The organism is Schinkia azotoformans, assembly GCF_035811335.1.
Classification (GTDB): domain Bacteria; phylum Bacillota; class Bacilli; order Bacillales; family Bacillaceae_J; genus Schinkia; species Schinkia azotoformans.
In genome coordinates this window covers 1-14,229 of the sequence record NZ_JARSMD010000021.1, presented here as the reverse complement: position 1 = coordinate 14,229, position 14,229 = coordinate 1, and the positions used below count along the sequence as shown (strand labels likewise).

Genomic DNA, 14,229 nt, shown 5'->3' with positions numbered 1-14,229 from the left:
TTCAAATATAGACGACAAACCTTATTCCCCCCGGTCGATTGTCAAATTCTTATTTTCTAATATATTTACATCATCTTCAAGTCCAAATGCAACATTGGATTCAATCCAACGACGACGCGGCTCGACTTTGTCTCCCATCAAGGTTGTCACACGACGCTCAGCCCGAGCAATATCCTCAATGGTTACCCGAATCAACGTTCTTGTTTCAGGGTTCATCGTTGTATCCCAAAGTTGATCGGCATTCATTTCACCCAACCCTTTATAACGCTGTATGATGTAGCCCTTACCAACCTTCTTAATAGCTGCCTTTAGTTCATTTTCATCCCATGCATATTCAATGACTTCTTTTTTCCCTGTCCCTTTACTTACTTTGTAAAGAGGTGGAAGCGCAATAAATATCTTGCCTTCCTCAATTAAGGGCTTCATGTAGCGATAGAAAAAGGTGAGAAGCAATACTTGAATATGCGCTCCATCGGTATCGGCATCTGTCATAATGATAACCTTATCATAATTAATGTCTCCAATGGTAAAATCAGCCCCAACTCCGCCGCCAATCGCATAAATCATCGTGTTGATTTCTTCATTTTTAAAAATATCTCCTAGCTTCGCTTTTTCCGTATTTATAACCTTACCCCGTAATGGTAGGATGGCTTGGAAACGGCGGTCACGCCCTTGCTTTGCCGAACCTCCCGCAGAGTCTCCCTCCACAAGATAAAGTTCATTTTTCTCCGGATTGCGGGATTGGGCAGGTGTTAATTTCCCACTAAGCATGGCATCTTTCCGTTTTTTCTTTTTGCCATCCCTTGCTTCCTCACGTGCTTTTCTTGCGGCTTCACGAGCTTCCGCTGCTTTAATCGCCTTTTTAATGAGAAGTGAACTGATATCCGGATTTTCCTCTAAAAAATAAGCAAGCTTCTCAGACACAATTGAATCAACAACAGAACGGGCTTCACTTGTACCGAGCTTTCCTTTTGTTTGTCCTTCAAATTGCAGTTTCTCCTCCGGAATTCGAACAGAAATAATCGCCGTTAAACCTTCACGAATATCACTGCCATCAAGATTTTTATCCTTTTCCTTAAGGATGTTCACCTTGCGGGCAAAATCGTTAAAGGCCCGCGTCATAGCCGATTTAGCACCCACTTCATGAGTACCCCCGTCCTTCGTCCGAACGTTATTAACAAAGGATAAAATATTTTCGGAGTAGCCATCATTGAATTGGAAAGCATATTCTACTTCCATTCCTTGCTGCTCGCCTTCAATCGAAACGACCTCATGTAAAACATCCTTTTCTTCATTCAAAAAATCAACGAATGCTTTGATTCCAGAATCATAGCAGAATACATCTTGGACATCATGGCGTTCATCAACAATCGTTATTTTCATGCCTTTTAAAAGAAAGGCTGACTCGCGTAAACGCTCGCTTAACGTATCGTAATTAAAGACAGTAGTACTAAAAATAGATGTGTCTGGCTTAAAATGGATCGTTGTGCCACTCTCTTTCGTTGTCCCAATTTTTTCTAGGGTGGTGACAGCATGTCCCCCATTTTCAAAGCGTTGACGGTATATATTGCCCTCACGCTTGATCGTTACAACCAACCATTCTGATAATGCATTTACAACAGAGGCACCAACACCGTGCAAACCGCCGCTTGTTTTATAGCCGCCTTGTCCAAATTTACCACCGGCATGGAGAACAGTTAAGATAACCTCTGGAGTTGGCTTCCCCATTTTATGCATCCCTGTCGGCATACCGCGACCTTTATCCTCAACACTGATACTATCATCTTTATGTATCGTTACCTTGATATAATTTCCAAAACCCGATAATGCTTCATCGACAGCATTATCAACAATTTCATATACAAGATGATGGAGACCGCGTATATCTGTACTTCCAATATACATACCCGGACGCTTTCGAACAGCCTCTAGACCTTCCAGTACCTGTATCGCATCATCATTGTAGTCAAATGATTTATTAGTCAATAGTAAATACCCCTTTCAAACAACCGTAAACAAAGTTCCCTTGCGTCACATCACTTTGAAGTTACATCTTATCATAACACAAAGGAACATATCTTCTCATAGAAAGATGAAAATCGTTCATTAAATTGACATTTTTCGTTCTCAAATCTTATGAATTTTATTTTAGCGATTGAAAATAGTTATGCAACTAATCTTCTAGAGAAAAAAGAAAATCCCTGCAATTTGCAGAGATTTATTTTTTTACCTTGCTCTTGTAATCGCATGTTCAACCTTAATACAACGGTCCATAATAACAGTCATGCCATGCTCTTTCAAATATTCATAGGCCTCTTCATTTGCAATTCCTGATTGCGCCCAGAAAACATCAGCCCCAATTTCAACGGCATCCTTAGCAATAGCAGGTAAATGCTCCGGTCTACGAAAAACATTAACGATATCTACATGTCCCTCGATTTCCTTTAGGGAATCGTATGCCTTCACACCAAGTGCATCTTCGATTGTAGGATTAACAGGAATTATTTCATATCCCACCTGTTGCATTGCTTTTGATATCATGTACGAAGATTTTTCCTGATTATTAGATAAACCAACAACTGCAATTCTCTTTTTTGTTTTTAAAATTTCTCCGATTTCTTCACGGCTTGGATTTTCGATCGTCATTCCGTTCACTCCAATCAAATGATCATCCACTACTATTTACAGAATACCAAATCATTTCAACATGATGCAAAAAAACTGCTTAATTACATTTTAAGAATCTCGTGGTAAAATAAAGGAATCTTACTTGAAGGAGATTTTCTAGGAATGACAGTTTTTCTAGTGATTTTAGCTTATTTACTTGGTTCAATTCCATTTGCCTTGATCGTTGGCAAAATAGGCTATGGTATCGACATTCGAGAACATGGCAGCGGTAATTTAGGAGGTACGAATACGTTTCGAGTACTAGGCAAAAAAGCCGGCCTCATCGTAACAAGCGCTGATATTTTAAAGGGTACACTTGCAGCAAGTCTTCCGCTAATTTTTGGTCAAGAAGATTTGATACACCCACTATTAATAGGAATCGCAGCTGTTATCGGTCATACTTATCCAATCTTTGCAAAATTTAAGGGTGGAAAAGCGGTTGCCACATCTGCAGGTGTATTGCTTGCCTATAGTCCGTTATTATTTATTATTCTTATACTCAGCTTCTTTGTTAGTTTGTTTATTTCAAAATATGTATCCCTTTCTTCTATGATTGCAGGTATTATTGGCATTATTTATAGTCTTTTTACAGGTGATATACCGCTGATTATTGTCATTAGTTTGTTAGCATCGTTTGTCATTTACCGTCACCGCTCCAACATTAGCCGAATCATAAATAGAACCGAACCAAAAATTACATGGATGTCTAAAAAGAAATCGTCTTAAGGAATTTCCCTTGGGCGATTTTTTTTGCGGCGCATATCAGATTTAAGCATGATATAATGATTTCATATTTAAAATTTTAATAAAAGGAGCGATGACATGCATAAAACAAAGTTATGGTTTTACTCGATTTTGTCCATTCTTCTGTTAGTACTAATGAATGGACAACCTATTGATGCAAGTGCTGCCAATAGTACCTATTCAAAATATGTCAATTCAGCTAGGGGCTATCAACTTAACTATCCTTCCAATATGGAGGTTGATGATAGTATTGGGCAGATAAGAACCTTATTCCATGACGATCAAACACAAATCGAAATCTACTATGATAATTTTTACAACACTGTCCATGATGCAAACACATACATAAATTACAGTAATAATTTCATAGCGAATAAAAAAGATCATCTAGTTGAATACAATAAAACTACTAAGGTAGCTGAAAAAAAAGTTCATATTCTGAAATGGCATCGTAATAAATTAGCCAAAGTTGAAAATGATAAAAACTACTATTTCTCTGCTGAAATTATAAAAAATAAGAATGAGGTTTTTACAATATTCATCAAATCGGCACAGCCTATTTCTAATGAGATGGACATTGTGAAAAGCTTTAAAATACAGAAGCCAATAGGAAATGTTGCAGCCATGCCTTCTCCTCTTTTCAAACAATCTACACCTGAATCAAAGCAGCTAAGCGAAGAAACAAAAGCAGTTTTACAACAATATTTTTCAAAGGACAGTTCATTGACATGGGGTATTTTTGAACCATCCGCTCCAGGTACTATGACGAAACTAAACCAGATTGAAGAAAGAGTGAATCATGAATTTTCTTTCCTTATCCGTTATTCTGATCTGGATGAACAAGTCCCAGTTCAGGAATTTATGAATGCCTACAATGAAGGAAAGTTATTGGAACTAACGTTACAAACGAGTCACTCTAAAATAGATGATTCCAGCATTTTCTATGATATCTTAAATGGTAAATATGATGAATACCTTCATCAATATGCCAAAAACATTAAAGAATTCGGACATCCTGTTCTTTTCCGCTTAAATAATGAAATGAACGGCGACTGGTGTGTTTATTCAAGCTATTATTTTTCTAAAGATACGGACCTTTATAAAGAAGTTTGGAAATACATTTACCACATTTTTGATAAAGAAGAGATCGATAATGTTCTTTGGGTCTGGAATCCAAATCACGATTCAATGCCAGGCTTTGCTTGGAATCATTCTGTGTTATATTATCCAGGTGACGAATATGTCGATATTGTTGGGCTAACAGCCTATAATACCGGTACTTATTATCCGGGTGAAAAATGGACTAATTTCTTTACACTCTATCAGTCCCTTTATAATGAATATTCAGCTTTATCAGCAAAACCGCTTATGATTACAGAGTTTGGTTCCAATTCTGTTGGTGGCGATAAATCCCAGTGGATTCAAAATATGTTCAGCAATATCGATAAATTCCCTAGAATTAAGGTCGCCATTTGGTGGAGTGGTACAGACTGGGATAGTAAAGGCAACCCTGCCCGCATTTACCGTTTGGATGAAAACGAGGCGGTTTTGGATATATTTCGACTAAACTTTGAGAAATACAATAATCGTAGTGTGGGATTTTAACTTTATAAGTCATAAAAGGAGGCCCCTATTATTAGGTAGCCTCCTTTTTGCCTAGTTCCAGTTGAAAAGTGTCATTAAGATTGTGTACATTTCTGCCTTTGTCATTTGTTTTTGACCGCTGACTTTGATTTCAGCCATAGGGTGCGGTAGTTTAGCTAGAATTCTATTAACCTCATCCAATGTTAATGGAACATAAGCGTTCACTTCATTATAGGCAGATAGGTATTCAATATTTTCTTTATATTTTGGATCCTCTAGTGACATAACTAAAAATATCTGTCGTAAAATGTTGCTGAAGGATTGGTTCATTGCAACTTTATCTTCTTCGACATAATTATCATAGTTTCCATAAAGTGACCTTGTATTTAATAGTTCACGAATAGCCGGGTAATATGCTGCATTTTGATATGGATATTTTGCCGTAAACGGATCTACCAATTGGCCTTTCTTTTTAAGTACGGTTTGTAATTCTTTAATAACAGCTTGGTTTGCAGCCATTTGATCAAATGTTAGACCTTTTTGGGCAGCAATATTTGCAGCAGCGCCAGCCGCTTCCCCTGTTCCCATGCCGGTAGGTACAATGCGTACGGAACCTGAAGCTAAGGAACTATAGCCACCTGAACGCCCAACGACAAGTAGATTATTAACGTTCTGTGGTACTAGACTTCTAAATGGAATTCCATACTTATCTGGGTTTACAATAACCGCCCCTGGATCTTCTAGTGAAACGGCTTGTATATCAGATGGATAGGCACCATAGGCAATGGTATCCCAATGATATTTATTTTCCCATAAATCACTGACAGGCAGCTGATATAGTGATTTAATATGTCTTGTTTCCCTTACATAAAGCTCCTCCGGAAAACTAGCAATCTTCGCATTTTCGAAACCTGGAAAATTCACCTTTAACCATTCTAAAATATGGCCAATTTCTTTCTTCCCACGTTCAATGCCCTCTTTCCTTGATGATGGATCTAGTCCATCCACCCCAAATATTTGCAAGGCATTGATATAATAGCCACCCTCCGTTTTTGCTAAATTAAAGCCGCGAAGACGCATATTGGGATCAACGGGCTTATAGATTTGTCTTAGCTTAGAAAACCCCCATGCTCCCTCATTTGTAACCTGGGCAGAACCAAATTTCCCGCTTTTTGCAGTTTGTTTAATTTTATCCCAATCTAATCCATTTAAATGAATCATTAATGTTACAGCCATTTGTTTATCTTCGAAGCCAACATCTGCAGCACCTAAAAAGCTAGGTACACCGCTTAAAACTGCAAAATCGGCATCCTGTGTTGCATCAATGTATGTACTTGCCGTTAATTGTTTTTTATAACCATTCGTTTTAATTGAAATACTTTTAATGATCTTATCTTCAACGGTTACATTTTCAACCTTTGTATTCAAGATTAGACTTAAATTTGGTTGGTTCTGGACCATATTAAGAAAAACGGCACTTGCTTTTTCAGGTTCAAAGGACAAGCCACTGCCAACCCTTTTATGCCATTCCTGGAAAATTCCCTTCGTTGCCATTTTTCCGCTTTTATCTTTCGGAAAATCAAGAAAATTCATCATACCGAATGTAAATAAACCACCTAAACCATTCCGTTCTTCGATTAATAGGGTTTTAGCGCCACTTCTTGCTGATGATAGGGCAGCAGCAACACCTTCCGGTTCCCCTCCAATTACAATAACATCATAGTCCGGTTGCCCGTTGGCAGCATCAGCCGTCATTAGGCCAAAACTTGAAAAACTAGAAATAAGTAATGCAAAAATTAATAAAAATTTAACCTTCATTTCTCTCTCCTTTTTTTTAGAAAAATATTATAAAAATGGTTATCTATCAAAATACTACCATATTACTTTGATTAAATTAACTAGAATTTGTAACTAGATTTTGAAACTTTATCGGGTTTTCAATCGTCTGTTAATAGTTGGTATCCTTTCATCCCTTTCGGATTAATGGTATGATTAAAAAAATGTTTAATGAGGTAAGTGCTAATGAAAAAAATGTACATAATATTTTCAATTCTTTTTTTACTATTTTTAACCGGCTGTATCCCGGCTATGAAAAACCCTGATGTAGAGGCAAAGGACAAAATAGACCTTAGCCTATTAAATGAAGAAAAGATAATTAACAATTTTGACGTTATCGTTATTGGTGGCGAACCAGAAGGAGTTGCCGCTGCCCTATCTGCTGCAAGAAATGGAGTTAGTACTCTGCTAATCGAAGAACGTGACGGGCTTGGTGGACTCTTTACGTATGGTAAAATGAATGTTCTTGATTTCCCCCATGGAATAGATAATAAAGTGTTAAGTAGTGGTATTTTCGATGAATGGCATCGGATGGTAGGGAAAAAGAAATCATTTGAAATTCATGATGCTAAAAATGCATTTTTAAATATGGTTTATAACCAGGAAAATTTATCGATGTTGCTTAACACTGAAGTAAAAAATATTGAAGTAAATGATCAAGGCGAGATTACAGGCCTTACTGTTCTAAAAAACAATAAAACATATACACTCCAAGCGAAGAATTACATTGATGCCACCCAAGATGCAGACGTCGCCTTTCTCAGTGGTGTTCCACATTTCATCGGAGCAGCTGATGTCGGACAAAACGGGCGGTTAATGGCAACAACATTAATGATTCATTTTGTAGATGTTGACTGGAGTAAAATTAAGGAAGTAGCTAAAAAAGAAACGTTTGGCTCTGCGGAAGTAACTAAGGAAGCGGCCTGGGGGTTTTCAAAACTCCGTGAGGTATATGAACCACAGGATCCAAATATGAGGCTTCGTGGATTTAATTTAATTAAAAATGATGAGGGCTATTATATTAACGCTTTACAAATTTTTGGTGTAGATGGATTATCCAAAGAATCCATCCAAGAGGGAATTGAAAGAGGGAAAGAAGAGACTAAACATATCCTTGAATGGTTAAAGGTGAACTTCCCAGGATTTGAGAATGCAAAAATTGCTTCTTACCCAAGTGAACTATATATTCGCGAGACTCGACATATCAATTCACTTTATCAACTGCCAGTCAGTGATCTATGGGAAAACAAATACCATTGGGATACGATTGCATACGGCGGTTACCCATCGGACATTCAATCGACATCCGTCGGTGATGCTGGTGCTATCGTAGTAAATCCTACACAATACGGCATCCCTTTTAGAAGCTTGGTCCCACAAAAAATAACAAACCTGCTTGTCGTTGGTCGTTCAGGTGGTTATTCTTCACTTGCCCAAGGCTCTGTTCGAATCGTTCCAACAGGTATGGCGACGGGAGAAGGTGCAGGGGCTGCAAGTGCTATTGCGATAAAACATAACTTGGATTTTCACTTGATGTCTAAGAATAAAAAAATTATCACAGAACTCCAAGAAACACTAACGGCGCAAGGTGCAGAAGTCAAAAAGTTCCATGCTCCATTTCCATATGAAGATAAATGGTATTACCCGGCCATTCGTGAACTGTTAAATCACCGAGCCCTATTTGGTGGATATACAAATGACCTGTCAGAAAATGAAATAGCGAATAACAAATCATTTTCGAACCTGCTATTACACACCTATCTTGTGATGCGTAATAGCAATCCAAAATATGAAGAGAACATCCAATATTTAAATCATTATTTTAAGTCAAATGAAATGATTAACCTAACTACTGGGGAAATTGAAACCATTATAAATGGACTACCAATTAAAGATTTTAATAATTCCTACAAGGAAGAAATATTGAAATGGAAGGATAAAGATTCCCTTACCCGTGAGGAAATGTATATTATCGTCGGAAAGTTATTTGGTTGGATATAAGAAGTAACAAAAAAAGAGTCGCTTTTATGTGAAAAGCGGCTCTCTTTTTTGTTGGTTATCATTATTTTACAATTGTACTAATGGCTCCTTTACCCAGCATTTGCTGTTGCCCCTTAGAATCAATCAGAATGGTAAAATTATCATGGCCAATGATCTTACATTTTAATGGGACACCGTTTGTAGTATAAATCGTGACAACACGCCCACTTTCAATAATTTCATTCAAAAATCTAGTTTGTAAATCAAATTTACCAGTTGTCATCTACATAAACCCCTTATGCTTAAATTTGTGTTTCTTACTACTGCATATATTCGTTTATTACAGGTATTTACAAATCAGTGCTTTTAAATACTCCTCTTACTACTTTTCTATTCTATGGAAAAATTCAAAATCCTTTTTTTATCTATAATTTATTTATAATTTCTTAAATTGATTTGCAATTAAAACATACGTTCTGTATAATCGTAACAAAAGGAACTAATGTTCCTATTGGAGGTTTTTTATGAATTACAAACTTTTGTATACGAGCAGGTATGGTAGTCAAAGAAAGATTGTTATTTTTGATTTTAAGCGAGGAATGATGATTGAGTTAACGATTGATGAACTTGAAAAAGAAGAGCTTGATTTAAAATTAAGGCAATATATTATTAAAATGAAAGACCAAATTGATAGCGGCTATTGGGATTATCCGATATAGCTTTTGACTATTTAATTACCGTAATTTCCTGCTTGAGAAATGCCCAATTTTGGGGGAAATCAAATTGTAATTGCCAAAAAGTAACACCCAAAAGTTTATAAAGATCGACTAATTGATACCTTTGAGTATACCCTCTTATATCCACAAACCAAACGACATGTTGATCAATACTCTGATAGCCAAAATATGGAGAAGCAGCCAAAATGTCATAATTTATTTCCGCACCAACAGATATTGCAAAGTTCTGAGCGGCGTTGGCTGATAATGCAGTTGTAATATTCTCGGGAACCTTCCAATCGTAGCCATATAACGGTAAAGCAATTTGCATCTTTCTTGGGTCTATAAGCCCGACTGAATACTGTACAACTTGCTCCATCCACCATAAAGGAGCTATTGGATTTGGAGGACCGGTTGGATACCCATAATCCATTGTCATCACAGCCACTATATCGGCAACATTGCCAATCTCTAAATAGTCATAAGCACCTATAATGCGATTAGTTGGAACATCTTCAGTTTTGGCATGTACATTAACATGAAGTATTTTGCTTTCAAGTGCCTGTTTTAAATCCTTCAAAAATGTCACAAAATCATATCTTTGTGGTGGCGGGATAAATTCAAAATCAATACTAACCCCAGCATACCCTGCTTGATTCGTTAAATTAACAATACTGTCAATCAAACGTCTACGCAGTGTCGCATTAGCTAAAACAGCTCCCGCAAGTTCTGCACTAAATCCCTCTGAGGTTATATTACGTATCATCAATAAAGGCTTAATCCCCAATTGTTTAGCACGTTGAATATACGGAGCATCATCCAATACCCTGTATGCCCATCCTTCCTGAAGAAAAGAATAGGCTACAATGGCGATATAAGTAAGACTGTTGGCTGTTTTATTTATTACCTCCAAGGCTTTTAAAGATTGGGGGACTAGAAATCCGAGGGTTTGGATTTTTGCTTTGTTTGGAGAGGGAATTGTGATTATTTGTCCAATGGATAGACGATTCGGGTCAATTTGCGGGTTTGCACTTATTATATTATAAGCTGTTGTATTGTACCTTATTGCTATTGACCATAAGGTATCTCCAGCTTTTATTTTATATAATCGAATGTGCAGTTGTTCATCAGGAATATAGAGAGCTAATCCTGGCACAATGTTGGTGGATGATTCCAATCCATTGATTTCCATAATAGATTGAATGGATGTATTATATAGTTTTGCTATCGCCCATAAAGAGTCTCCTTTTTGCACAGTATGGATAGCCACTATATTTCACCTTCCCATTTTATGTCATTATTATTATATTTATGGTAGGAGGCTTAATATTATGTTCTTTATAATAAATCATAGCAAGTGATAGTTTCCAACAAAAAGTGGTAAAATAAACCTGCAATCAATAAAGGAGATGAGATTCATTTGAAAAAGGAAATCATTGATCGGTTCACTACCTATGTGAGAATCGATACTCAATCTAATGATGCTAATGATGCATGCCCCTCTACACCCGGACAGCTTACGCTAGCGAATATGCTTGTCGATGAGCTAAAAAGCATTGGAATGGAGGAAGTTACAATTGATGGAAATGGCTATGTGATGGCTACACTTCCTCCCAATACAGATAAAGATGTACCAACTATTGGCTTTTTGGCTCATGTTGATACGGCTACAGATTTTACCGGTAAAAATATTAACCCACAAATTTTAGAAAATTACACAGGAGATATTATTCAGTTAAATGAGAGCGTTGTACTTTCTCCAAAAGATTTTCCATCGTTAAATGCATACAAAGGACACACCCTAATAACGACTGACGGAACCACTTTACTTGGTGCAGATGATAAAGCTGGGATTGCTGAAATTATGACAGCGATGAACTTTCTTTTACACCATCCTGAAATAAAGCATGGCAGAGTCAGAGTTGCTTTTACACCGGATGAAGAAATCGGACGTGGCCCACATAAATTTGACGTTGCAGCCTTTGATGCCAAATATGCCTACACAGTCGATGGTGGGCCACTTGGTGAACTTGAATATGAAAGTTTTAATGCTGCAGCGGCGAAAATTACAATTAAAGGGAAGAACATCCACCCCGGTACGGCTAAAGGGAAAATGGTTAATTCAATGAAAATCGCAATGGAATTGAACCGCAGACTTCCAGCCGAGGAAGCACCTGAGTTTACCGAAGGGTATGAAGGGTTTTATCATCTTCTTTCATTTGAGGGTAATGTTGAACAAACGAAACTGTACTATATCATCCGCGATTTTGATAGAAACAAGTTTCAAAATAGAAAAGTGAAACTAGAAAAAATTGTTCAAGATCTGAAAGCAGTGCACGGTGAGGATAATATTATTTTAGAAATGAAAGACCAATATTATAATATGAAGGAAAAGATTGAACCTGTTAAAGAAATCGTTGATATTGCTTATGAGGCGATGGAAAAACTCGGTATCAAGCCGATCGTTAAACCAATTCGCGGCGGTACGGATGGCTCTCAACTATCCTTTATGGGATTACCAACACCAAATATCTTTACCGGCGGCGAAAATTACCATGGAAAATACGAATATATTTCTGTCGATAATATGGAAAAAGCTACAAACGTAATTATTGAAATCATTAAGCTTTTTGAGCAAAAATCCTAATTGCAAAATAAGAAAAAGCGTGAAGTCACTTCATTCTTCCTGAGACTCACGCTTTTTATTTTTTATATTAATTCTCTTCTTAGGCCCAGCCTTTTCGCTCGCATAAAGAAGTGATTTGGGCAAGATGGTGTTTTCCATGCCATGAATATAAGCCGATCGTAAACCCCAACGTAATTTCTCCTGATATCGGATTTGTATAAATTTTTTCAAAATCATTAGAACTTAGGTTACGTAAAAGGTTACTGAATCGAATATGCAAAGCTTCGAGCAAAGATAAAGAAACTTCAACAGGTAAGTAATTATCCGGTAATTCAGCCCATCTACTCTCTTCGAAGGTGTTAATTACTGGGTTTTCCTCAGTAAGAGCAAGTTTAATGCGAACATAATAATTCATACCAGTGTCAGCAAGGTGGTGTACGACTTGACGGATCGTCCAGCCCCCTTCCCGATACGTAGTATCAAGTTGCTCCTCATTTAAATCTTTAACAGCTTCACGCAGTGAAAATGGTAATTGCTCAAGATCGCTTATCCAAGTATTAAGAACATTACTTGTGATCTTCCCATCAAATTCAAATTTTCCAATTGGATATCTTACATCCATGTAACCTTCCCCCTTTTAAAAAACGAATTTTCCCTATTATCACAGTTTTACTATACCAAAAAGGAGATAAAGACTGAATTGATGTGCCCAATATTCCGATTACTCATAAGAATAGTAACGCCAAACACCATCGACCTTCTCTGTTCTTACTTTACGATTTACTTCTAAGAAGTCTAAATGTCCAATAATCTCCGACATTACTAACGGGAATTGAAGTTCATATATTTTTTTATAGTATTGCTGAGCAATTTCACTGGCTGTTGAAGCCCCGTCTTTAATAAGCGTAAGAAGCTTAGACGCTTTTATTTCAACATTGTCCAATCTTGTTTCAATTAGATTTTTATGATTATCGATCATCTCACCATGGCCTGAAAAAACATAATCAAGCGAAAGCTGTGAACATTTTTTCAGTGAGTCCATTTGTTGAATTAATGAAAGGATTCGTTCTCCCCTTTCATCGGGCTCTATTAATGCGTTACTTGAAATATGATCAATTAGTACATCGCCGCCAAACAATACCTTGGCTTTTTCATTATAAAAGGCAACTTGATCCGGAGAATGTCCGGGAACTTCAATCACATGAAAACCATGAATCTGTTTATCTAGAGGCATAATTTCTGCTTTTATGGCAGTATGTTTATGCTTTTCAATAGCATTTAGTAAGTAATCAATCTGCTTGCTGCCGGCTTCCCCGCAGCCCATTTCTTCATATAGTTTCGTATAAAAATCAACTCTTTGCTGCATAAATTCAGGGTCACGTTTTAACCGTGGGATTGCTTTTTTGTGGGCATAAACCGGGATTGCAACTTCATCCGTAATTCGATTAACTAACCCAATATGATCAAAATGATGATGTGTAAGTAAAATTCCTGTCAGATCTCTGACCTCAAACCCAAACGTATGAAGTGTGTTTGTGAATAAATTCCAATATTCATCTTTATTCATTCCAGCATCTATTAAACTTAATGAATGTCCATCCTCAACTAAATAAGAATTAAAGCTTTTTAATTTATGATCAACGTCAAGAATAATTGGATAGATCGTCAAATTCCCTGCTTTAATAGGCTCCATAAAATCACATCCTTTAACAGGGCACAGGAACGCACCACCACGGTTAGACCACGGGGATAGTCCTCTGACCCCTTTTTACATTGCTACACCTACTGTATTATTACACATATGGAAAAAATCACTTTAAGTGTTTCTTTATTTTACCAAAAGTTTTCAATACATGTAAAAAACAATGCTTAAAAAAAGCAAAAAAGTCTGTTACCTTTTACCCTTTTTTACATATTATTGGATTCAATGAACACAATAAAGTAGGGAAACCTCTTTCAAGGCTTCCCCCTTATCAAACCGTACGTGCCCTATTAAGGCATACGGCTTACCCATATGTTATAATGTTTATCAAGAGGATGCATTCCAAGCATTTTGCATCTTTTGGAGTCGGTGAG

General features: G+C 36.9%; 12 protein-coding genes. 5 read left to right on the top strand and 7 right to left on the bottom strand.

Going from position 1 to position 14,229, the window contains the following annotated elements:
• Positions 1 to 21: 21 nt before the first annotated feature.
• Both parE and P9E47_RS12900 read right to left on the bottom strand, forming a co-directional pair.
• Complete coding sequence (parE, locus tag P9E47_RS12905; protein ID WP_326163606.1) at positions 22 to 1,986, bottom strand: DNA topoisomerase IV subunit B; 1,965 nt, start codon at positions 1,984 to 1,986, stop codon at positions 22 to 24.
• 240 nt (positions 1,987 to 2,226) lie between these two features.
• Entirely contained in the window at positions 2,227 to 2,646 is a 420-nt protein-coding gene (locus tag P9E47_RS12900; protein WP_326163605.1) for a CoA-binding protein, read from the bottom strand.
• Positions 2,647 to 2,790: 144 nt separating this feature from the next.
• On the opposite strand from P9E47_RS12900, the gene plsY reads away from it, so the two are divergent.
• Together plsY and P9E47_RS12890 are read left to right on the top strand one after the other, a co-directional pair.
• Positions 2,791 to 3,393 carry a glycerol-3-phosphate 1-O-acyltransferase PlsY gene (plsY, locus tag P9E47_RS12895; RefSeq protein WP_326163604.1) on the top strand — a complete coding sequence of 201 codons (603 nt, stop codon included), beginning with the start codon at positions 2,791 to 2,793 and terminating at the stop codon, positions 3,391 to 3,393.
• A gap of 96 nt (positions 3,394 to 3,489) precedes the next feature.
• Positions 3,490 to 5,016: a glycoside hydrolase family 26 protein gene (locus P9E47_RS12890; protein WP_326163602.1), complete on the top strand. Its 1,527-nt coding sequence runs from the start codon at positions 3,490 to 3,492 to the stop codon at positions 5,014 to 5,016.
• Between the two features lie 51 nt (positions 5,017 to 5,067).
• On the opposite strand, the gene P9E47_RS12885 is transcribed toward P9E47_RS12890, so the two are convergent.
• Entirely contained in the window at positions 5,068 to 6,813 is a 1,746-nt protein-coding gene (locus P9E47_RS12885; RefSeq protein ID WP_326163601.1) for an FAD-dependent oxidoreductase, read from the bottom strand.
• A gap of 204 nt (positions 6,814 to 7,017) precedes the next feature.
• Between P9E47_RS12885 and P9E47_RS12880 the strand changes: the two genes are divergently transcribed.
• The gene (locus P9E47_RS12880; RefSeq protein ID WP_326163599.1) at positions 7,018 to 8,832 is read left to right on the top strand and encodes an FAD-dependent oxidoreductase; all 1,815 of its coding nucleotides are present in this window, start codon (positions 7,018 to 7,020) and stop codon (positions 8,830 to 8,832) included.
• 61 nt (positions 8,833 to 8,893) lie between these two features.
• On the opposite strand, the gene hfq is transcribed toward P9E47_RS12880, so the two are convergent.
• Positions 8,894 to 9,094, bottom strand: a complete 201-nt coding sequence (gene hfq / locus P9E47_RS12875; protein WP_326163597.1) for an RNA chaperone Hfq — start codon at positions 9,092 to 9,094, stop codon at positions 8,894 to 8,896.
• A gap of 241 nt (positions 9,095 to 9,335) precedes the next feature.
• On the opposite strand from hfq, the gene P9E47_RS12870 reads away from it, so the two are divergent.
• Positions 9,336 to 9,530 (top strand): hypothetical protein, encoded by a 195-nt coding sequence (locus P9E47_RS12870; RefSeq protein WP_003329600.1) that lies wholly within the window; start codon positions 9,336 to 9,338, stop codon positions 9,528 to 9,530.
• A gap of 7 nt (positions 9,531 to 9,537) precedes the next feature.
• Here P9E47_RS12870 and P9E47_RS12865 read toward each other — a convergent pair whose 3' ends face one another.
• Positions 9,538 to 10,797, bottom strand: a complete 1,260-nt coding sequence (locus P9E47_RS12865) for a LysM peptidoglycan-binding domain-containing protein (RefSeq protein ID WP_003329601.1) — start codon at positions 10,795 to 10,797, stop codon at positions 9,538 to 9,540.
• Positions 10,798 to 10,947: 150 nt separating this feature from the next.
• Here P9E47_RS12865 and pepT point away from each other — a divergent pair, with 150 nt between their 5' ends.
• Positions 10,948 to 12,174, top strand: a complete 1,227-nt coding sequence (gene pepT / locus P9E47_RS12860; RefSeq protein ID WP_326163596.1) for a peptidase T — start codon at positions 10,948 to 10,950, stop codon at positions 12,172 to 12,174.
• A gap of 79 nt (positions 12,175 to 12,253) precedes the next feature.
• On the opposite strand, the gene P9E47_RS12855 is transcribed toward pepT, so the two are convergent.
• Both P9E47_RS12855 and P9E47_RS12850 read right to left on the bottom strand, forming a co-directional pair.
• Positions 12,254 to 12,775 carry a YfiT family bacillithiol transferase gene (locus P9E47_RS12855; protein WP_326163595.1) on the bottom strand — a complete coding sequence of 174 codons (522 nt, stop codon included), beginning with the start codon at positions 12,773 to 12,775 and terminating at the stop codon, positions 12,254 to 12,256.
• 99 nt (positions 12,776 to 12,874) lie between these two features.
• Positions 12,875 to 13,846 carry an MBL fold metallo-hydrolase gene (locus tag P9E47_RS12850; RefSeq protein WP_003329604.1) on the bottom strand — a complete coding sequence of 324 codons (972 nt, stop codon included), beginning with the start codon at positions 13,844 to 13,846 and terminating at the stop codon, positions 12,875 to 12,877.
• Between the last annotated feature and the right edge of the window lie 383 nt (positions 13,847 to 14,229).

Coding starts and splice junctions, on each gene's coding strand:
- P9E47_RS12885 (WP_326163601.1), bottom strand. CDS start 6,813: ATGAAGGTTAAATTTTTATTAATTTTTGCATTACTTATTTCTAGTTTT.
- plsY (WP_326163604.1), top strand. CDS start 2,791: ATGACAGTTTTTCTAGTGATTTTAGCTTATTTACTTGGTTCAATTCCA.
- hfq (WP_326163597.1), bottom strand. CDS start 9,094: ATGACAACTGGTAAATTTGATTTACAAACTAGATTTTTGAATGAAATT.
- P9E47_RS12870 (WP_003329600.1), top strand. CDS start 9,336: ATGAATTACAAACTTTTGTATACGAGCAGGTATGGTAGTCAAAGAAAG.
- P9E47_RS12850 (WP_003329604.1), bottom strand. CDS start 13,846: ATGGAGCCTATTAAAGCAGGGAATTTGACGATCTATCCAATTATTCTT.
- P9E47_RS12900 (WP_326163605.1), bottom strand. CDS start 2,646: ATGACGATCGAAAATCCAAGCCGTGAAGAAATCGGAGAAATTTTAAAA.
- P9E47_RS12855 (WP_326163595.1), bottom strand. CDS start 12,775: ATGGATGTAAGATATCCAATTGGAAAATTTGAATTTGATGGGAAGATC.
- P9E47_RS12880 (WP_326163599.1), top strand. CDS start 7,018: ATGAAAAAAATGTACATAATATTTTCAATTCTTTTTTTACTATTTTTA.
- P9E47_RS12890 (WP_326163602.1), top strand. CDS start 3,490: ATGCATAAAACAAAGTTATGGTTTTACTCGATTTTGTCCATTCTTCTG.